At 63.4% G+C, this 19,298-nt stretch carries 15 protein-coding genes; 8 read left to right on the top strand and 7 right to left on the bottom strand.

From position 1 onward, the window contains the following. Nucleotides 1-111 precede the first annotated feature (111 nt). Nucleotides 112-651, top strand: coding sequence for a hypothetical protein (locus RJ527_00180; protein ID WND76173.1), 540 nt, complete (start codon nucleotides 112-114; stop codon nucleotides 649-651). Nucleotides 652-663: 12 nt separating this feature from the next. On the opposite strand, the gene sugE is transcribed toward RJ527_00180, so the two are convergent. Then, nucleotides 664-981 (bottom strand): quaternary ammonium compound efflux SMR transporter SugE, encoded by a 318-nt coding sequence (gene sugE / locus RJ527_00175; protein WND76172.1) that lies wholly within the window; start codon nucleotides 979-981, stop codon nucleotides 664-666. A gap of 152 nt (nucleotides 982-1,133) precedes the next feature. Then, nucleotides 1,134-1,454: a hypothetical protein gene (locus tag RJ527_00170; GenBank protein ID WND76171.1), complete on the bottom strand. Its 321-nt coding sequence runs from the start codon at nucleotides 1,452-1,454 to the stop codon at nucleotides 1,134-1,136. Between the two features lie 422 nt (nucleotides 1,455-1,876). On the opposite strand from RJ527_00170, the gene RJ527_00165 reads away from it, so the two are divergent. Continuing rightward, nucleotides 1,877-3,826, top strand: a complete 1,950-nt coding sequence (locus RJ527_00165; protein ID WND76170.1) for a cyclic nucleotide-binding domain-containing protein — start codon at nucleotides 1,877-1,879, stop codon at nucleotides 3,824-3,826. A 6-nt stretch (nucleotides 3,827-3,832) separates the two neighbouring features. Here RJ527_00165 and RJ527_00160 read toward each other — a convergent pair whose 3' ends face one another. Genes RJ527_00160 through RJ527_00150 form a run of 3 tightly spaced genes read right to left on the bottom strand, consistent with a single transcriptional unit; the run spans nucleotide 3,833 to nucleotide 7,249 of the window. After that, nucleotides 3,833-5,140 (bottom strand): phosphopyruvate hydratase, encoded by a 1,308-nt coding sequence (locus RJ527_00160; GenBank protein WND76169.1) that lies wholly within the window; start codon nucleotides 5,138-5,140, stop codon nucleotides 3,833-3,835. Continuing rightward, nucleotides 5,137-6,129: an aminoglycoside phosphotransferase family protein gene (locus tag RJ527_00155; GenBank protein ID WND76168.1), complete on the bottom strand. Its 993-nt coding sequence runs from the start codon at nucleotides 6,127-6,129 to the stop codon at nucleotides 5,137-5,139. The genes RJ527_00160 and RJ527_00155 overlap by 4 nt, the downstream gene beginning before the upstream one ends. A 4-nt stretch (nucleotides 6,130-6,133) precedes the next feature. After that, on the bottom strand, nucleotides 6,134-7,249 hold the full coding sequence (locus RJ527_00150) for a chemotaxis protein CheB (protein ID WND76167.1): 1,116 nt from the start codon (nucleotides 7,247-7,249) through the stop codon (nucleotides 6,134-6,136). Nucleotides 7,250-7,443: 194 nt separating this feature from the next. Here RJ527_00150 and RJ527_00145 point away from each other — a divergent pair, with 194 nt between their 5' ends. From RJ527_00145 to RJ527_00130, 4 genes are all read left to right on the top strand, one after another. Further along, the gene (locus RJ527_00145; GenBank protein ID WND76166.1) at nucleotides 7,444-8,625 is read left to right on the top strand and encodes a phosphoserine transaminase; all 1,182 of its coding nucleotides are present in this window, start codon (nucleotides 7,444-7,446) and stop codon (nucleotides 8,623-8,625) included. Between the two features lie 14 nt (nucleotides 8,626-8,639). Continuing rightward, nucleotides 8,640-10,214, top strand: coding sequence for a phosphoglycerate dehydrogenase (gene serA / locus RJ527_00140; protein ID WND76165.1), 1,575 nt, complete (start codon nucleotides 8,640-8,642; stop codon nucleotides 10,212-10,214). Nucleotides 10,215-10,334: 120 nt separating this feature from the next. Further along, the gene (locus tag RJ527_00135) at nucleotides 10,335-11,120 is read left to right on the top strand and encodes a transporter substrate-binding domain-containing protein (protein WND76164.1); all 786 of its coding nucleotides are present in this window, start codon (nucleotides 10,335-10,337) and stop codon (nucleotides 11,118-11,120) included. Continuing rightward, nucleotides 11,104-12,639, top strand: coding sequence for an ATP-binding protein (locus RJ527_00130; protein ID WND76163.1), 1,536 nt, complete (start codon nucleotides 11,104-11,106; stop codon nucleotides 12,637-12,639). Before RJ527_00135 ends, RJ527_00130 begins: the two co-directional genes overlap by 17 nt. A 129-nt stretch (nucleotides 12,640-12,768) precedes the next feature. On the opposite strand, the gene RJ527_00125 is transcribed toward RJ527_00130, so the two are convergent. After that, nucleotides 12,769-14,466, bottom strand: a complete 1,698-nt coding sequence (locus tag RJ527_00125; protein ID WND76162.1) for a methyl-accepting chemotaxis protein — start codon at nucleotides 14,464-14,466, stop codon at nucleotides 12,769-12,771. A gap of 142 nt (nucleotides 14,467-14,608) precedes the next feature. Then, nucleotides 14,609-15,205, bottom strand: a complete 597-nt coding sequence (locus tag RJ527_00120; protein ID WND76161.1) for a PDC sensor domain-containing protein — start codon at nucleotides 15,203-15,205, stop codon at nucleotides 14,609-14,611. Between the two features lie 313 nt (nucleotides 15,206-15,518). On the opposite strand from RJ527_00120, the gene RJ527_00115 reads away from it, so the two are divergent. Together RJ527_00115 and RJ527_00110 are read left to right on the top strand one after the other, a co-directional pair. Continuing rightward, complete coding sequence (locus RJ527_00115; protein WND76160.1) at nucleotides 15,519-15,710, top strand: hypothetical protein; 192 nt, start codon at nucleotides 15,519-15,521, stop codon at nucleotides 15,708-15,710. A gap of 204 nt (nucleotides 15,711-15,914) precedes the next feature. Further along, complete coding sequence (locus tag RJ527_00110; GenBank protein ID WND76159.1) at nucleotides 15,915-19,295, top strand: PAS domain S-box protein; 3,381 nt, start codon at nucleotides 15,915-15,917, stop codon at nucleotides 19,293-19,295. The last annotated feature ends 3 nt before the right edge of the window (nucleotides 19,296-19,298 follow it).

Below are 19,298 nucleotides of genomic sequence, written 5' to 3'. Positions count from 1 at the left end.
CCCCCGGCACGAAGTCGCCACCTCGCCGCCATAAGATCGCCCCGTTGTCCCCTAGGATGCCGTACTGTCGGCGCCGCCGGCGTTCATCGGCTTAACGAGGGGATCCCATCCATGACCGCGACTCCGACCGCCCACTTTCACGAACAACTGGGCGGCGACGCCCTGCTGTCGGTTCTGACGGAAGCGCAGAACACGGTGCGCAGCTACGACAACAAGGCCCAGATCATGGCCGTCGGCTATGTGCTGGCCTTGCAGGTGGTCCTGCGCAGCGGCGCCCAGGTGCCGGTGCCCATCGACTATGCGGGGCTGTATGTGTTCGCGGGCTGGGCCATCCTGGTGCTGCCGGTCATCATGTTCGCCCTGGTGCTCTATCCGTCCCACGCCGACAAGGTGTCGCGGAAACGCGATTTCGGGGCCTGCGCGGGGGCCATGTATTTCGAGCCGCGCCACGTCGCCGATGTCGACAGCTATGTGCGCGCCGTGCGCGGCGCCGACTGGGTGCGCGAGACGGCCTGCGAGATCATCAAGGTCTCGGACATCCGCGAGAAGAAGCGCAGGCGCTTCCTGCGCGCGCTGTACTGGACCGGCGGGTCGATCGGCATGTTGTTCCTGGCCCAGATGGCGCGCGCGCTCGGCGTGATCGGGGCGTAGCCCCGGGCCGTTCTAGGCCGACGTCATCTTCAAGCCCACGATGCCCGCCGCGATCAGGCCGATGCAGGCGAGGCGCATGAGGGTCGCGGGCTCATGGAACAGGAAGATGCCGAAGGCGGCGGCCCCCAGGGTGCCGATCCCGGTCCACACCGCATAGGCGGTGCCGAGCGGCAGGTCGCGCACCGCCAGGCCCAGCAGGAGCATGCTGGCGATCAGCGCCGCCGCCGTGGCGAGGCTGGGCAGGGGGCGGGTGAAGCCGTCGGTGTATTTCAGGCCGATGACCCAGGCGATTTCGAACAGGCCCGCGACAAACAGGTAGATCCAGGACATGGCCGCGCTTTCATGATGGTTTTGGATGGCGATTGGACATGACGGTCCAGGCATGACGGCCCGGCCCCGATGACCTGGAGGAGCCGCCGCCCGGACGGGCATTCATGAATGCGGGATGCGGCGCCGTCAACCGGCGCTGTCGATCGGCGCCGTCAATTGAGCGAGGGATAGGTCTCGGTCAGATTGTCCAAATAGTATTCGAGCTTCTTGCGGAAGCCGTCGTTCAGGGTCACCAACTGCGTGCGGGAATCGTTTTCCTTCTGCCGCTTGTCGATCACGTTGTCCGTGGCCAATTGCGCGATCAGCTTCAGGGTCGTCGATTTGGACGCCGTCACGGACACGCAGATGTCGGAAACGTTGAGGTTCTGTCCGGCGTACTGGGCCTCGGCGATCAGGAAGAGAACATCCCAGGTCAGGTTCTGGGTCCCCGCATTACGATACAGGGCGTTCTGGGTCGCGCGGGATTTTTGCACCCAGCGGACCTTTTCGAGGTATTTCGTATACTCCGCTCTTGCTTGAGTTCGAGCGTTCACCATGCTGACCCCCTCCCCCGAAGGTTTTGCTTTTAATGCACTGGATTCCTTGCGGAACACCACCCGTATATTCTTTTACAATCGTAAGCGTGAGCAAAAAAAGGTCTAGAAATTAGAAGGAGTTCCCGTTTCACGATAGTGCGCGCAGATTAATCCTCCGCGAAAATTTTACGCCGCGCCCGTATGGCAGCCTTTTATACCGAATTTGTCCAGGGGCTTGCGCCTAATAATCATACACGGCATCTTATCGATAATTCTCGCTCGTTGGAACAACCGGCGGCACGCTTTGAGGGGGTGCGATTGGAGTGTGGCGTCGTCTACAGGGGACGACGTGCAAATCGGCACTTGGGGACTCAACCAACATGGAAACGAACCTTGCGGGGAAAACCTACGAGGTCCAGACCGAATCCGACGGTAAGTGGACTTTTTTCGCATCCCATAACGTAAAATCGCAGGCCATTCAGCAGGCGCAGGCGCTGTTGGATTCCCATAAATATTCAGGCGTCAAGGTGATCGCCGAAAGCGACCGCAAGGGCGACGAAATCATCTTCAACGAACGGGCCGAGGTCACGGACAAGGGCCTGACCGTCGTGCCCATCGATTCCTCGCCGGTTTGCGAGACCCTGGCCGATTGCTATCAGCTGGAGGCCCGCCGCACGATCGGGCGTCTGTTGCGCCAGTACCTGGACGACGTCGGCATGACGGCCATGGAACTGGCCTTCGATTTCGGCCGCCTGAAGATGCTGGAGCGCGACGACAAGCTCTACATCGGCGCCCTGTCGCGTCTGGCCACTTTGCAGATCGACAAGGATAGCGGCGAAAAGCCCATCGACCGTCAGAACAAGCTGGAACGCCTGTACAACCAGCTCATGGCCAACGCGCAGAAGATGATGCGGCGCGAGGACCTGAACGAGGCTCTCCAGGCGGGCGGGTTGCAGGCCCTGATCGACAAGGTCAACGCCGAGGCCCCGGCCGAAGACCGCCACATGCTGATTCTGGCCGGCCTCGCCGCCTATATGGGCGAGCAGGGCGATTGGAGCGGCAAGATCGAATCCCTGGCTAGGCTGCTCGACGGGCAGGCGGGCGTCGTCGTCCAGGCCTATGTCGACGAGGCGCTGGCGGAAATCCTCGACGGCACCGCCGCCATCACGGAACTATTGGGCGGCGTCGCCGACGCGGCATCCGCCCACCGCATGCTGGTTCAGCTGTGCCAAGGGCGCCTGCCGGAGGTGAAGAATCCGCTCAGCTGCATCAACGAGCTGAACACGATCATGGCGGCCTACGAGTTGGAGAACGCGCGGGACGCCATTCTGGGCCGGGTCGCCCGCGGCATCGGCGGGGTCAAGCCGATGACCCGCGAAGGCAAGGAAGGCGAGCGCACGGCCCTGGTCACCCTGATCCGCAATCTCGAAGGCTATGCCGGGCTGCTCGGCGGCCCGCAGATGGCCGAGGCCCTGACCCTGCGCGCCAAGATGGCCCTGGGCCGCGAGGACGGGGATCTCAGCGCCGAGGATGCCGTCGCCAGCATCCTCGCCTATCTGCCGTCCCTGCCGTCGCGGGCGGGCTTCGTGCTCGACCTGTCGGCCACGGATACGGGCGCCAAGCAGCAGGCCGCCGTGGTCCGCAATCTGGCCCAGGCCATGCGGGGGCTGAGCGGCATCGACGCCCTGACCGGCGGCGGTCAGGACGCGGCGATGGCCAAACGGGTGGCGGGCGTGTTGAAGGAAAAGATCGCCGCCGCCGGCCTGCCCGAGGAACTGAAACGCACGGCCGCCGCGACCCTGGACAAGGCCCTCGCCAATGCGCCGGCGAATGCGGCCGCGGCGAACGGCGCGGCGCCCCAGGAAAAGCGTTGGGACGACGGCGCCCAGAAACCGGCGCAGCCGGCACCGGCCGCCGCCAAACCCGCCCCGGCGCCGGCGCCGGCACCGGCGGCAACCCCGACCAACGGCGGCGGCAAGGGGCCGGAACAGCGCAAGCTGGTCAAGGGTCAGATCCTGTTCGAGGAAGGCGACGCCGGGACCGAGGCGTTCCTGATTTCCTCGGGCGCCATCGAAATCTACCGGCGCGGCGCCATCGAGCAGAGCCTGGCCACGCTCGGCCCGGGGGAATTGCTGGGGGAACTGTCGCTGATCGACGATCAACCGCGCGCCGCCTCGGCCCGCGCCGCCGACAATTCGGTGCTGATCGTGCTGTCCAAGGAATCGCTCAAGACCCGCCTGCAACGCCTGGAACAGACCGACAAGGTCCTGCACCGGCTGATGGGCGTGCTGGTCAACCGCCTGCGCGGCATGGCCCGTTCGGCGGAATAGGGCCGCTCAGCCCCAGGGAAACGCCGACCGGGGCGGCAGGGCGGCGGAGCCGAGGGCGTCGGCGACGCGCAGGCCCTCGTTCCATTTCACCATGCGTTCCGAACGGGTGAACGATCCCACCTTCAACTGCTTGGCGCCCCAGCCGACGGCCAGATGGACGATGGTCACGTCCTCGGTCTCGCCCGAGCGGGCGGATACGATGGCGCCGATTCCGGCATCCCGCGCGGCGTCGAAGGCGGCCTTGGTTTCCGTCACCGTGCCGGCCTGGTTCGGCTTGATCAGGGCGCAGTTGAGCGCCCCGTCGCGGGCCGCCGCCTGGACCCGGCCGGCGTTGGTCACCAGGAAGTCGTCGCCGACGATCTGAAGGGTCTTGGGCGCGGCCTTGGCGAAGGCCAGGAAGCCGTCCGCGTCGTCCTCGGACATGGGGTCCTCGACCGACACGATGGGATAGCGGCCGACCCAGCCGAGCAGCATGTCCGCGAGTTCGCCGCTGTCCATTTCCCGGTCCTCGCGGGCCAGGCGATAGCGCCCGTTCTTCCCGAATTCCGACGCCGCGATGTCGAGCGAGATGGAGACCTGCTCGCCCGGCCTCAACCCCGCCTTCTCGATGGCCTGGACCAGGGTTTCGGCGGCGTCCTCGTTGGCGTCGAAGGCGGGCCAGAAGCCGCCCTCGTCGGCGACGCCCTGCAACAGGCCGCGCTCGGCCATGATCTTGCCGGCGGCGATATAGACCTCGGCGGTCCAGGCCAGGGCCTGTTCGTAGTCGTCCGCCCCGGTGGCGATGACCATGAAATCCTGCACGTCGATGCGCCGCCCGGCATGGGCGCCGCCGCCGAAAATCTGGATTTCCGGCAGGGGCAGAACCGGCGTGCCGGAATGACCGCCCCGGTCCCATAGGTATTTCCACAGGGGCTGCCCTGCCTGTGCGGCGGCGGCGTGCAGCACCGCCATGGACACGGCGATGGTCGCGTTGCCGCCCAGGTTGGCCTTGTTGGGTGTGCCGTCCAGGGCGATCAGGGCCTGGTCCACGGCGGCCTGGTCGCCGGCATCCATGCCGACGATTGCCTGGGCGATGGCGCCGTTGGTCTGACGCAGGGCCTCGGTCACGTCCCAGCCGCCGAACCGGGGACCGCCGTCACGCAGGTCGATGGCCTCATTGCTGCCGCGCGACGCCCCCGCCGGTGCGATGGCCCGGCCGAGCGCGCCGCCGGCCAGGGTCACGTCGGCCTCGACCGTCGGGCGGCCCCGGGAATCCCAGACGCGGCGGGCCTTGACGGCGGTGATGGTGGTGGCGGTGGCGGAGGAGGCCGTCATCGGCGGAGTTCCCTTTCCCAGGCTTGGCGGACGCCGGACAGGGTCGGCGGCGGCGACATGATCAATGGTCGGGCCGTGCGCCGCACGCGGTCGCGGTCGGCGTCGGCGGTGATGTATTCGACGGGAGACTTACCGTCCACGCGGGCCAGGAACAAGGCCGGAAGCAGCGCGGCGGCCCGGGCCTCGACGTCGGGCGCGGCGGCGTATCCGGCGGCCAGGGCGTCGAAGCAGGCGAGGAACCCGTCCGTCGCGGCGGGCGTCCACAGGCATTTCAGCAACAGATGGTTGAGGCAGAACGCCAGGTCGAAGGCCGGGTCGCCGTACCACGCGCATTCGGCGTCGAGGAACACGGGATCGGCGCCGTCGACCAGGATGTTCTTGGGGCTGACGTCGCCGTGGACCAGGGCCTCGCGGTGCGCCGCCGTGGTCTTGGCCAGAGCCTCCATGCGGGGGGCGAGGTCGGCATGGGCGCGGCCGGTGGCGATCAGATAGGGCTCCAGGCGGATGGAATAGAACGTTTCGTCGGTCCTGAACCGCTGCGCCATGCCGTCGTCGCCCGCCGTCCCGGCGTGAACCCGTTTCAGGCATTCGCCGACCCTGCGCGCGAAGGCGGGGTCGGCCCGCCCGGCATGCAGTTCGTCCTTCCAGGTCGGATGGCCGGCCGGGTCCAGATAGGCCATGGCGAACACGCCCTGATCCGCGTCATGGGCCAGCACCCGGGGGGCGATGCCGGGTTGCAGGCCGTTGGCGGTTTCCATCCAGGCGACCTCGAAGGCGTTGCGTTCCACCGGCGCGAACCAGTCGGCCTTGACCTTCAGCTTGGCCAGGGCGCGCTTGACGCAGACCGGCCCGCGCGCCAGGTCCGCGCGCCAGATATCCGACGACACGCCGCCGGCCAGGGCCGTGTAGACGGGGGTTTCGTCCGGGGCGGCCAGGCCGTTTTGGCGCAGGAAGCCCGTCAGGAAGTCGTCCGCGTCGATGGTGTTCATGGTGTTACTTCCCCGCCGCCGCCTGGGCGATGAACTTGGGCAGGTCGCCCAGCGGCAGGACCGCATGGCAGTCCCCGGCGGCGGCCACGGCCCCCGGCATGCCCCAGACGACGCTGCTGGCCTTGTCCTGGACGACGACGGTACCGCCGCCGTCGGCGACGGCCTTGGCCCCCGCCTTGCCGTCCGATCCCATGCCGGTCAGCACGATGAACAGGATGTTTTCCGCGCCATAGGCGGCGATCAGGCCGCGCATCATGGGTTCCGCCGAGGGTTTGCAGAAGCTTTCCTCGGGGCCGTCGTCGATCTTGATCGTCACGCCGTTTCCGCTCTGCCGTGGGATCATGTGGAACCCGCCGGGCGCCATATAGACCTGCCCGTTCTTGACCTGCTCGCCGTCCTTGCCCTCGGCGCAGGGCCATCCCGTGCGCCGGGTGATGTGATCGGCCAGGGCCGTGGTGAACCCGGGCGGCATGTGCTGGGTCAGGAAGATCGGCTGGGTCACGTCACGGGGCAGGGCCGTGAACAGGGTGAACAGAGCCTGCGGGCCGCCGGTCGAACTGGCGATGGCGATCGCCTTCGGGATGTGGGGGCGGCGTTGGCGAAGCTCCTTGGGGGACGGATGTTCGAAGCGGTTGGCGGCCGGCGGCGGGGCGAACACGCGGGTGCCCTTGTCGCGGCGCGCCCGGCCCAGGCCCAGGGTCAGATCGGCGATCTGGCGGATGAACTCGGGTTCGGCGATATGCGGCGTGTGGCGGGCCGGTGCCTGGACGAATTCGGCGGCGCCGGCGACCAGGCCGGCCATGGCGTTCTTCACGTTGGCGAAGGTCAGGGTGGCGACCAGCACGATCTGGGCGTCGCGGTCGACCTTCAGCAGACGCGACAGGTCCGTGGTCAGTTTGACCTTGGGGTCGCCGATGTCGATGAAGATCACGTCGATGGCCCGGCGACGCAGGTGGCTGACGGCGTCGACGCCGTCCGTGGCCTCGGCGACGAGGTCAACCCCGCCCAGACGGCGCAGCACGGCCTTGACGCGCTCGGCGACGACGTCCGACGCGCCGACGACCATGGCCTGAATCGGGCTGGGAGAGGCGCCTGAAGCGCTGGTGATGCTGTCCGCCATTGCGGCTATGCTCGTTTCCTCGTTTTTTTCGACCATAGTCGTTGGGCTTGGCCGAGACAATGCCGCGCGGCGGCCAAACTCTGCCTCCCGTGCGGTGGTGATTGACCGGAACCGGGCAACGGGCGTATACCCGCCGTGGGCCAGGTCCCCCCAACGGGATCGGACCCTTCTGGAAGCGAAGGGAGTAAAATTCGATGCCAGTTCCTCAGAAGCCGAGCACCCGCCCGGCCAATCCGTGCTTTTCCTCCGGCCCCTGCGCCAAGCGCCCCGGATGGTCCTTCGATAATCTCAAAGACGCCTTTCTCGGCCGTTCCCACCGCCATGCCACGGGCAAGGCGAAGCTGAACGAGGTCATCACCCGTTCCCGCAAGATCCTGGGTATTCCCGACGACTATTACGTCGGCATCCTGCCCGGTTCCGACACCGGCGCCTTCGAGGCCGCCATGTGGAACCTGCTGGGCGCGCGCGGCGTCGATATCCTGTCCTGGGAAAACTTCGGCAACGAATGGACCAAGGACGGCGTGCAGGAATTGAAGCTGGACAACCTGCGCACCTTCACCGCACCCTTCGGTGAACTGCCGGACATTACCCAGATCGATTTCGACAACGACGTGGTGTTCACCTGGAACGGCACGTCCTCGGGCGTCATGGTGCCGGACCGCGGGTCCTGGATTCCCGCCGACCGTGGTGGCCTGACATTGGTCGACGCGACGTCGTGCATCTTCGGCGTCGACCTGCCGTGGGACAAGCTGGATGCCGTGTCCTGGTCCTGGCAGAAGGTCATGGGCGGCGAGGCCGCGCACGGCATGCTCGCGCTCAGCCCCCGCGCGGTGGAGCGGCTTAACACCTTTCACCCGGACCGGGCGATCCCCAAGGTCTTCCGCCTGAAGAAAAACGGCAAGATCAATCCCGAGCCGTTCGAGGGCGCGACCCTCAACACGCCGTCCTTGCTGTGTGTCGAGGACGCGCTGGACGGTCTGCGCTGGGCCGAGGACATCGGCGGCCTGCCGACCCTTCTGGGCCGCGTGCAGTCGAACTTCGAGGCCCTGTCGCGCTGGGTGGAGCGTACCCCCTGGGTCGACTTCCTGGCGTCCGATCCGAAGGTGCGGTCGTGCACCTCGGTGACCCTGAAGATCGTCGATCCGGCCTTCGCGAACCTCAACGAGGACGATCTGCGCAAGACGCTGCGCCGCATCCCCAAGATGTGCGAAGCCGAAGGTGCGGGTTACGACTTCTCGGAACATCGGTCGGCCCCCCCGGGCTTCCGCATCTGGTGCGGCGCCACGGTGGAGACCTCGGACCTGGAGGCCTTGTTCCCCTGGATCGAGTGGTCGTTCCACCAGATCCGCGCCGAGCTTGCCGGTGAAGCCGCCTAAGGGCGGGAACCGTCATGCCGAAAGTGCTGATTTCCGACAAGATGTCGGGCCTCGCGGCTGAGGTCTTCCAACGCCGCGGGATCGAGGTGGACGTGAAGACGGGCCTCACGCCCGAGGACCTGTCCGCGATCATCGGGGACTATGACGGCCTGGCCGTGCGCTCGTCGACCAAGGTGCGCGGCCCCATCATCGAAGCGGCGAAGAACCTGAAGGTCATCGGCCGGGCCGGGATCGGCGTGGACAACGTCGACCTGAGCGCCGCCACGGCCAAGGGCATCGTGGTGATGAACACGCCGTTCGGCAATTCCATCACCACGGCCGAACACGCCATCGCCATGTTGATGGCCCTGGCCCGCGACATCCCCGCGGCCAACGCCTCGACCCATGCCGGAAAGTGGGAGAAATCCCGCTTCATGGGGGTCGAGATCACGGGCAAGGTGCTGGGCATCGTCGGCTGCGGCAACATCGGATCGGTTGTCGCCGACCGGGCCCAAGGCTTGAAGATGCGGGTTATCGCCTTCGACCCCTACCTGGGCGAGGAGCGGGCCAAGGAACTGGGGGTCGAGAAGGTTTCCCTCGACGACCTTCTGGCCCGCGCCGATTTCATCAGCCTGCACACGCCGCTGACGGATGCCACGCGGCATATCATCGATGCCGATGCCCTGGCCAAGACGCGCCCGGGCGTGCGTCTGGTGAACTGCGCCCGCGGCGGGCTGGTCGACGAGGTCGCGCTCAAGGCGGCGCTCGACAGCGGCCATGTGGCGGGGGCGGCGATCGACGTGTTCGAGGAAGAACCGGCGACGGAAAGTCCCCTGTTCGGCATGGAGAACGTCGTCGCGACGCCGCACCTGGGGGCGGCCACCACCGAGGCCCAGGAAAAGGTTGCGGTACAGATCGCCGAACAGATGGCCGACTACCTTTTGGACGGGGCGGTGTCCAACGCGCTCAACATGCCGTCGGTGACGGCGGAGGAAGCGCCCCGTCTGAAACCCTATATGGCGCTCGCCCAGCAGCTCGGCAGCTTTGCCGGGCAGGCGACGCGCTCGGCCATCCGCGAGGTCACGATCTCCTACGAAGGGGTGTGCGGCGAGCTGAACTGCAAGCCGCTGACCGCCGTCGTCCTGCAGGGGCTTTTGGGGCCGTCCATGGAAGGCATCAACATGGTCAACGCGCCGACCATCGCCAAGGATCGCGACATCATCGTGCGCGAGGTGCGGTCCGACGACGCGGGAGCGTTCCATTCCCGCATCGAGGTGACGGTAACGACCGCGAACCAGACCCGCTCGCTGGCCGGCACCTTGTTCCACGACCGGCCGCGCCTGGTCGAAATCAAGGGCATCCCTATCGACGCGACGCTCGGCCGGAACATGCTCTACATCACCAACTACGACAAACCGGGCCTGATCGGGGCCTTGGGGTCGTTGCTGGGCGATGCGGGCATCAACATCGCGACCTTCAACCTGGGCCGCGCCCAGGCCGGCGGCGACGCCATCGCGCTGCTGGAAATCGACGAAGCGCCGCCATCCGAGCTTTTGGCGAAAATCCAGGGGTTGGAGCACGTCGTCGTTGCCCAGGCGATGAAGTTCTAAGCGGGTCGGCTCAATCCGCCCTTTGTCATTTAGGCTTAATGTTCAGCCGATATCCTCTGTTCTGTATGCTGGCCGGAACGCCTGCGTTGCGGGCTGCCTGCGTTGGTTCGAGAGGAAGAAATGCTTCGGTTCTGCGGTTTGGCCGTCGTGGCGCTGCTGCTTGCCTGTCCGGCACAGGCGGAAACCATCCGTCTGGTCTATGAGCCTGTCGAAAACCCACCGCGTTATTACGGCACCACGGCCAAGGTTCCGAAAGACAGGCCCGGGGTCACCATCGAGGTCTTCCGCGAGGTTGCGCGCCGCCTGAATGTCTCGCTCGATTTCGAACGTGTGCCCTGGAACAGGGGGCTGTTCATGGTCGAAACCGGCGAAGTCGATGGTATTTTCCACGCCAGCTACAAGCCGGAAAGAGCGGAATTCGGCGTCTATCCGACGCTTGCCGACGGCAGGACGCCGGACGAGTCCCGGGCCGTCTTCTTTCAATCCTATTCCTTTTATGTGCGCCGCGAGGCCGGCGTATCCTTTGACGGGCGCAGGCTGCGCGGCACGCAAGGCCGCGCGGTGGCGGTGACGCGGGGGTATTCCGTCATCACCGAACTTAAAGCCCTTGGTATTCCTTTCGAGGAAGAACGCACGCAAACATTGAATCTTGCGAAATTGGACAACGGGCGCGTTGCGGCCTACGCGGAACTTGATAACATGATCGCGCCTTATCTGGCGGACAATGGCGGGCCCTTCACCGGAATCGCCATGTTGCGGCCCGCGATTTCGGAGAAGGCCTACTACCTTCTGTTTTCAAAGCCCTTCCATAAGAACAACACAAAACTCGCTGATGCCTTCTGGAACGAAATCCGCAACATCAACCGCTCGCCCCTTATCGGCGAGATCATTGGAAGATACCGTTAGGACCAGCGGTACGCCGAACTTGGGCCGCCGCACCCTTGCCGGGCGCCTGTTTTCATCGATCTTCCTGGCGTTTCTGGGCATCGGTGTTTTGATCACCGCCGTTTTGATCTGGGATGTCCTGCGCCGCGCGGACGAAGAGATCGAGCGCGAAATCCGCATCGTCAAAAGCGCCTTCCATGATCCCATCGCGGATCAGCTTTGGGCCTATGACGAGAAGGAACTGGGGGCGGTGCTGACGGCCCTGGTGCGGCTGTCCGTGGCCCAGGGGGTGATTGTCGAAGATCCGTTCAGCGGCCGCCGCCTAGGGGCCCACGGCATCATCAGCAGCGGTGACGGTTCGGGCATGGCGGTTCACTCGTTCGATATTCACTATGTCGCCCAGGGGGCGGACAAGGCCCGGCATCTCGGGCGTGTCAGTCTGCTGGTGCCGGCGAACCTGGCGCTTACCCGATCGTGGCTGTCGATCATGTTGATTCTCAGCGCCGCCATGGTGAAGCTTTTGCTTATCTGGATTCTGTTCAGCTATTTCGCCCAACGCCAATTGGTGCGCCCGCTGTCCCGTCTGTCCGACGCGGTCGACCGCATCGATCCGGGCTTCCGTCCCTACTCGGACATTCAGGCGGTGGGGCCGAATGACGGCGAGCTCAAGCACTTGCAGGATGCCTTCAACCGTCTTCTCAACCGCCTGGAATCCGCCCATGCGCAACGCGCCGCCTATGAGGAGGAATTGATCGGCGCGCGCGCGCAGCTTGAAGACGCGGTGGCCGAGCGGACCCGGCAGTTGGACGGGGCGCGGCGCCGCGCCGAAGAGGCCAGCATCGCTAAATCGCGCTTTCTCGCCATGATGAGCCACGAATTGCGCACGCCGCTGAATTCGATCCTCGGGTTTTCGCAGTTCATGGTCGATGAAATCATGGGCCGTATGGGCAATGCCCAGTATCTTGAATATGCTGGTGATATTCAGCATTCGGCGCGCCATCTATTGGACGTGATCAACGATATCCTGGACATCTCCAAGGTCGAGGCCGGTGAAGCCAAGCTGGAAGAAGAGGATTTGGACCTGCGCGACCTTGCTGCCGCGGTTCGGCGCCTGATGTCGCCGCGCATCAGCGCGAAAAGTCAGGTTCTGTCCATCAATATTCCCGACAACATGCCCAAACTGCGGGGCGATGGCCGTATCATCCGCCAGGTCCTGATGAACCTGTTTGCCAACGCCAACAAGTTCACGCCCGAAGGCGGCGCCCTGACGATGTCGACCGGCGTCGATTACCGGGGCGGCATCAGGATCGAGGTCGCGGACACGGGCATCGGCATCGCCGCCGAGGATATTCCCCTGGTCCTCGAAGCGTTCGGTCAGGTCCGCACCAGCCATACCGTCACCCACGAAGGCACGGGGCTGGGTCTGACCCTGTCCAAGCAGCTCGTTGAATTGCACGGCGGCGACCTTGCCATTCAAAGCGAGGTCGGCAAGGGAACGACGGTGATCCTCAGATTTCCGGCGGAACGTACGCTGTCTTGAGAGGGCTCCCCGGCAAAAGCCGGAGGTAGGTTTCGCAGGCGCCGGGATTGGGCAGGGGCGGAAATCCGCTCCGGCCGGGCCGTGCGGAATACAAGGGGCCGGCCGGGCCGGACAAGGGCTTGGACGACGTCAGCCGTTGCGGATGCTGGTCAAGAAACTATCGACTTCTTCCCGCAACATCTGCGCCTTCTCGGATACGGTCGTCGAAACCGTTCGAATCTGGCTTGCGGCTTCGCCGGTCCGCTTCGCCGCTTCCGCCACGGTGGTGATGTTTTGTGTCACCTCGTTGGTGCCGGATGCAGCCTGTTCGACATTGCGGGCAATCTCCTGCGTCGCTGCACCTTGTTGTTCGACCGCGGCGGCGATGCCGGATGCGATTTCACTGATGCGGCGGATCGTTTTTGATATCTCTTCATTGGCGGTGACGGCGTTTCCTGTCGCCGCCTGAATGTCGCCGATCTGCTTGCTGATTTCCTCGGTCGCCTTGGCGGTCTGATTGGCCAGGTTCTTGACTTCGGACGCCACGACGGCAAAGCCTTTGCCGGCATCTCCGGCGCGCGCGGCTTCAATCGTCGCATTTAGCGCCAATAGGTTCGTCTGCTCGGCAATGTCGGTAATCAGCGACACGACCTCGCCGATGCTTTGGGCGGCGGTCGCCAGGTTTTGGATCATGGCGTTAGTATTCTCCGCTTCTTGCACAGCGCTTGAGGCGATCCGGGCCGATTCCGAAACCTGGCGACTAATCTCGGACACGGAGCTTGAGAGTTCTTCACTTGCGGCGGCTACGGTCTGCACGTTTTTCGACGCGATGCTGGACGCATTGGCGACATTGCTGGACTGTTGATCGGTTTCGTCGGCGGCGGCGGTCATCAGGTCGGCGGAGCTTGTCATTTCGTCCGCAGCGACGGAAAGTCCGTTGACCACTTCGCCGACGCTTCGTTCGAAGGTGTTCGCGAGTTCCGCCATAGACGACCGTTTTTCTTCCGACGCCCGGCGTTCCATCTCGTCACGCTCAAGCTTCATGCGTTCCATTTCGGTGCTCTTTTCCTTGAACACCTGGATGCACTTGGCGAGCGCCCCCACCTCGTCGTTCCGTTCCTGTGACGGCACGTCGATGCCCAGGTCGCCTGCCACAAGCCTGGTGGTGACGCGGGTAATGGTTTGGAGTGGCACCGAAACCTGACGATTGATGATGAACAGCAACAGCCCGACAAGAATCACAAGCGTCACGACGGCGACGGTCATGCCCGTCGTCGTCGCTTTTGTGATGGATGCCGCCTCGCGGTCGGTGCTCCAGGCGATGGCCAGGGTTCCTACCCGGTCGTTGTTCTTTCCCGAAAGCACGGGGGTGGCGACAACGAAGTTTTTGTCGCCTTCCCAGGTGACGGTTTTTCCTTCTTTCAAGGCGTCTCCGCCTTTTGCGATTGCGTCGTTCAGATCCGCCTTGGCGAAACGCTCCGACTGGAAAGAAGACAGGGCTTGATCCTTTTTGTCGAATGCAACCAACGTGGCAAGATCTGAATCCGCGCTGCTCGCCAGTTGCTGGTATGCCTGGTCGACGGCCTCTTTCTTGCTCCACCGCAATCCGCCCGAAACCTGAGACGCCAACAGTTCGGTAACTTGGCGGTTTTTCACATGGGCCAAATCGATCAGGGCATTTTTTAGGCTCAGGGATTGAAGAATCAATATTGCGGCCAAGCCGACGAGGACGGCGGCCGCGAGGATCAGGCTGATGCGGCGGCCGAGCGAGCCGGATTTAGATTTCTCCGGCGCGGCCGAATCCTGGGCCACTTCGGTATGAGCGGACCCAATTTCCGTGTTTGACACAGACATTGTTCTCCTCCGTGAAATTCCTACCTGCAACGGAGTGTCCCTCGAAATACGCCAAGCGGTCTCCGGAAGGTCGGGTTTCGATCTTCCGGAGACGCCTGGGTAGGGACACGCTGCGTATGCTGTCCAAAGGGAAGCGTTAAATTCCCAATGCTTCCAAATCGACACCGATGGTTATCGCGCCGATATTCTTGCCGGTCGCAGGATCGGTGATGGGAAGACTAAGTTGTGACTGGAATTTCTGCGTCGATTCATCCTGCGCGACCTTGCCGATATGGACGGCGCCGGGGCCGACGGGGTAGGTTTTTTGCCACTTGGCCTCATCGCCCTGCCAATAATCCGACGTGATGTCGCTTTGCCCGACGTTCAGGCCCTTGGCATCCATGACGAAGATTTCCGTGTAAAGCCCGCCGCCGTCCGCTTTGACCTTTTTCAGGAACGCGGACAGCGCATTGTTCAGAACCTTGTCGACAAGGGGGCCGGAGCCGGCTTTGGTTTCGGCACGCCATTGCTTGTCCAATTTGAGGATGGCGTCTTCGGTCAAGGCGGCGTTGGCGGTGTTTTGCGCCTTGATTGCCCCGATAATCGCAGGGTCCGAAATCCAGGCTTTCACTTTCGTGGCAGCGAGTTCCTTCATCGGGGCCTCGTGGGGGGTGTCCGCTTGAATCGGGTGCGAGACGGCCAGCAAGGTAAACACGGCGAGCACGGCCATGACGTGTTTCAGGATACTTGACATGATTTCCTCCAGGAGAATATTTCGGCATTAATTCCGCCAATGAATACATTATCACTCATTAACGGGTGGCATCAGCTAGACGATCGTCATAGGCATAAGACTTACCCTCAAGCCGGGCGTTCTTGATCGTTGCATGGTGGAAATTTAAATGGATCGGCCGTGGGTTCTTCGCGGCGGTTCGGGCGGGGAATGACGGTTCAGCGCCCGGGCGACATCCCATACCGAAGAATGCCGAACGCATACTTCCGTGTAATTTCTCGCGCTCCCGACAAAGGTTACAAGCACAGTGGCCGCAAAAAATGAGGTGACGGTGATGAGCGACGATATCAACGACCTGCACAAGCAAATCAAATCCCTGCTGCATGAAACCGTTGGCGGCAAGGGCAGCGGTGCGGACAAGAACGGCGCCCCACGCATGGCGGCCTCGGAACGCAAGATGCTGGCCAAGGCGCGCCAGGCCTGCGGTCCCCATGCCGGCAGCGAATGGCGCAAGGCGGCAATCTGAACCCGCCGAGGATCCCGTGCCGGTTTTCCGGTGTGTCGGAAGCGCCTTGACGGAGACCGGGGTGGCCAATGCTGAGTTTGGCGATTGTCCGGTTGCGCGGTGGTTCCATCGAGGGATACCTTAAGTCAGTTCAGGGGAAGGCTTCGACGTTCAAAGCCTTCCCGGATTTCTTGTGTGGGGGGAGCAGCTAAAGGACCAAGCCATATGGCGGCCGACCGTGCCATCCGCCCGCCTGCTGTCGCCGTATTCGGCATCGCCCTGACGGCGGTGGTGGCGGCGTCTGCGGGCATATTTCAGCATATCGACAACAAGAACACCGCTCACGAGCGGTTTTCCGCGCTCACGCGGGAGTTCACGACGCTCGTCGAGGAACGCTTTCAGCTGTATCAGTATGGCCTGCGCGGGACGCGCGGCGCGATCATCGCCGGTGGCCGGATAAACATCCCTCGAAACACCTTCGAGGAATACTTCTCGTCGCGTGAACGGTTTCAGGAGTTTCCCGGCGCACGTGGTTTCGGGTTCATCGTCAAGATATCGAACGAACAAACGGCGCGGTTCATCGAGGCGGCGCGTGTGGACGAATTTCCTTCGTTCAACCTGCGCGAACTTGCCCCGAACGCGGGCGAGCGTTTCATCATCAAGTACATCTATCCCCTCAAGGGTAACGAAGGGGCGACGGGCCTTGATATTGCGTCGGAAAGCAACCGGCGCACCGCGGCGCTGAATGCGGCGCGAAGCGGTGAAACCCGGCTGACCGCGCCGATCACACTGGTTCAGGCGTCGGGTGAAACGAACCACGGGTTTCTTATTCTGATGCCGATCTACTGGCGGGCCGATGTGCCGGACGACCCGGAAGAACGTGTGAAGCAAACGGTGGGGTGGAGCTATTCGCCCCTTGTCGTCAGCGAGGTCCTGAAGGACCTGGGCCCGCGCCGGGAAGAAATCGCCTTTTCGATTACAGACGTCAGTGACGAGATCGAGTTCTATCGTTCGCCGGGGTTTGATCCCAGGATCGAGGCGGTCATCGGCGACGAGGTGGAGGTGTTCGGACGCCGTTGGCGCCTAAGCTTCCATCCGCGCCCCGCATTTGCCAAGCAATATGCCGGAATCACCCCGGGCATTCTCAGTCTAACCCTTGTCTTGTTGGGAATTCTCGGCACCGCGACCGCGTACAATTTCTCGCGAAACCGGGCACAAGCCCAGCAGGCCCGGTGGGAAGAAGAGGAATTGGCCTACAAGATCATCGACGCGACGCCCCAGGCGCTGCTCGTCGTCAATCAGGCCGGGATCATCATTCGCGCGAATGCCTATTGCGAACGTGTTTTCGGCTGGTCCATGTCCGACCTGCTTGGAAAACCCGTCGACGATCTGGTGCCGCCCAACGTGCGGGACGCGCACAAGGAACTTCGCGAAAATTACGATTATCAGCCCCGCAATATGGGCAGCGGCCAGGACCTGGAGGCGGTGAGGGCCGACGGAACGCGGTTTCCCATTACCGCGCGCCTCGCCCCCTTGTCGATCGGCGACAGGAAACTGGTCGTCGCGGGCGTCACCGATATCTCGGCAGAACGCGAAGCCGTCAAGGTCATGGCGGCCAGCGAACAACGCTGGCAAGAGGTGGCCAACTCCCTGCCGCAGCTTGTCTGGACCTGCGACGCCAACGGTGTCTGCGACTTTCTCAGTCAGCAATGGGCCGACTACACCGGCGCGTCCTCTCGGCCGCTGTTGGGCGACGGCTGGCTGGACTGGGTCCATCCGGACGACCAGGAACATCTGATGGCCGTCTGGCGGAAATCGGTTGAAACCAAGGTGCCGTTCTCGACCGAATTCCGCATCAGAGGGCATGACGGGACGTACCGGCTGTTTTTCGCGCGGGCGGATCCGGTCATGGATGCGGACGGAAATGTCCTGCGGTGGCTCGGCTCCAACACGGATATCGAAGACCGGCACCAGGCGGAACTGCAGGTTCGCGCCTTGTTGCGGGAGATGGAAGACCGTGTCGCCACGCGCACGGTGGAACTGAACACGGCCTTGCGCGACCTGAGGAACGTATTGGACAGCGTGCCGTCGATGATCGCCTATTGGGACAGCGATCAGCACAACCGTTTCGCCAACAAGGCCTATGAGGAATGGTTCGGTGTGACGCCGGAATGGCTGGCCGGCCGGCACATCAAGGAACTTATGGGCGAGGATCTATATCAAAAGAGCCTTGTGTATATCGAGGGAGCCCTGCGGGGGGAGCCGCAGGCGTTCGAACGAGAACTTGTCGATGCCGAAGGTGTCCCGCGGTTCACCCAAGCGCAATACCTGCCGGACGTTTCCGGCGAAAAGGTTCAGGGGTTTTATGTCTTCGTCTTCGACGTCACGGCGATCAAGGCATCGGAAATTGCGCAAAAGCAGGCGCGGGAGGCCGCCGAGGCGGCGACCCGCGCGAAATCGGCGTTTCTGACCTCGATGAGCCATGAATTGCGCACGCCCATGAACTCGATCCTTGGGTTCACCGATATCCTGATCTCGCAGCATTTCGGCACGCTCAACGACAAGCAGCTTGAACATGCGAGCCTGATTAAAAGAAGCGGCCAACATCTTTTGAGCCTGATGGACAGCGTGCTGGAGTTGAGCAAGATCGAGGCCGGCCGCATCACGATATCGATCGAGCCCGTCAATGTCGTCGCGATCGTGAAATCCGTCATGGCGACTCTTGAACCGCTGGCGGAAAAATTCGGGGTTGAAATGCGCGCGCCGAACCTGGGCAGGGACGACAGTTTCGTGACGGCGGACGTGACGCGCCTGACGCAGGTTATGATCAATCTCGGGTCCAACGCCATCAAGTACAATCGCGCGGGCGGTTGGGTGGAATTCTCCTGCGAGGCGCTTTCCCGGGAAACGTTTCGCATCACCGTGACCGACAACGGCCGCGGCATTCCGGCGGACCGGCAAAGCGGCGTTTTTCAGCCGTTCAACCGCCTTGGCGCCGAACAGGGAAAGATCGAAGGCAGCGGCATCGGCCTTGCCTTGGTCAGGAACTATGTCGAGCTGATGGGTGGGCGCATCGACTTCGAAAGCGTCGAGGGCGAGGGCAGCCGGTTCTGGGTCGATCTGCATTCGGCGGATGTCGAGAACGTCAATAACCATCAGGAGTCGGCGGACGCGGACGCTCCCAAAACGCAGCGTATCGCCGGCCACATGAAGGTTCTCTATGTCGAGGACAATGACATAAACCGGGCATTGTTCGAAAACTTCATGGAGATGCTCGACGATGTCGAATACCTGGAAGCGGAGGACGGCGCCACGGGGCTCGCCATCGCCCGGGACGTTCATCCGGACGTCATTTTCCTGGATATCGACCTGCCGGACATGAACGGATACGACGTCCTCGCCGAGATCAGATCTGACCCAGAACTAAGGTATACGCCGGTTATCGCATTGACCGCCAATGCCATGAGCGGCGATGCCGAACGCGGCCTGGACGCGGGCTTCGACAGATATCTGCCGAAGCCCTTCAAGCTTGAGGAAATCCTTACGGCCGTGACCGAGCAGCGGGACGTCATCGAGCGAAGAAAGCGTCCGAGGACGAAAAATTAGGCA

The organism is Thalassospiraceae bacterium LMO-SO8, from assembly GCA_031655335.1.
In the GTDB taxonomy this organism is placed as follows: domain Bacteria; phylum Pseudomonadota; class Alphaproteobacteria; order Rhodospirillales; family Casp-alpha2; genus UBA1479.
Note: the sequence above shows the minus strand (reverse complement) of the source record. Positions and strands in the feature narration are given on the sequence as shown.

Coding starts and splice junctions, on each gene's coding strand:
- RJ527_00180 (WND76173.1), top strand. CDS start 112: ATGACCGCGACTCCGACCGCCCACTTTCACGAACAACTGGGCGGCGAC.
- sugE (WND76172.1), bottom strand. CDS start 981: ATGTCCTGGATCTACCTGTTTGTCGCGGGCCTGTTCGAAATCGCCTGG.
- RJ527_00165 (WND76170.1), top strand. CDS start 1,877: ATGGAAACGAACCTTGCGGGGAAAACCTACGAGGTCCAGACCGAATCC.
- RJ527_00160 (WND76169.1), bottom strand. CDS start 5,140: ATGACGGCCTCCTCCGCCACCGCCACCACCATCACCGCCGTCAAGGCC.
- RJ527_00155 (WND76168.1), bottom strand. CDS start 6,129: ATGAACACCATCGACGCGGACGACTTCCTGACGGGCTTCCTGCGCCAA.
- RJ527_00150 (WND76167.1), bottom strand. CDS start 7,249: ATGGCGGACAGCATCACCAGCGCTTCAGGCGCCTCTCCCAGCCCGATT.
- RJ527_00145 (WND76166.1), top strand. CDS start 7,444: ATGCCAGTTCCTCAGAAGCCGAGCACCCGCCCGGCCAATCCGTGCTTT.
- serA (WND76165.1), top strand. CDS start 8,640: ATGCCGAAAGTGCTGATTTCCGACAAGATGTCGGGCCTCGCGGCTGAG.
- RJ527_00135 (WND76164.1), top strand. CDS start 10,335: ATGCTTCGGTTCTGCGGTTTGGCCGTCGTGGCGCTGCTGCTTGCCTGT.
- RJ527_00120 (WND76161.1), bottom strand. CDS start 15,205: ATGTCAAGTATCCTGAAACACGTCATGGCCGTGCTCGCCGTGTTTACC.
- RJ527_00115 (WND76160.1), top strand. CDS start 15,519: ATGAGCGACGATATCAACGACCTGCACAAGCAAATCAAATCCCTGCTG.
- RJ527_00110 (WND76159.1), top strand. CDS start 15,915: ATGGCGGCCGACCGTGCCATCCGCCCGCCTGCTGTCGCCGTATTCGGC.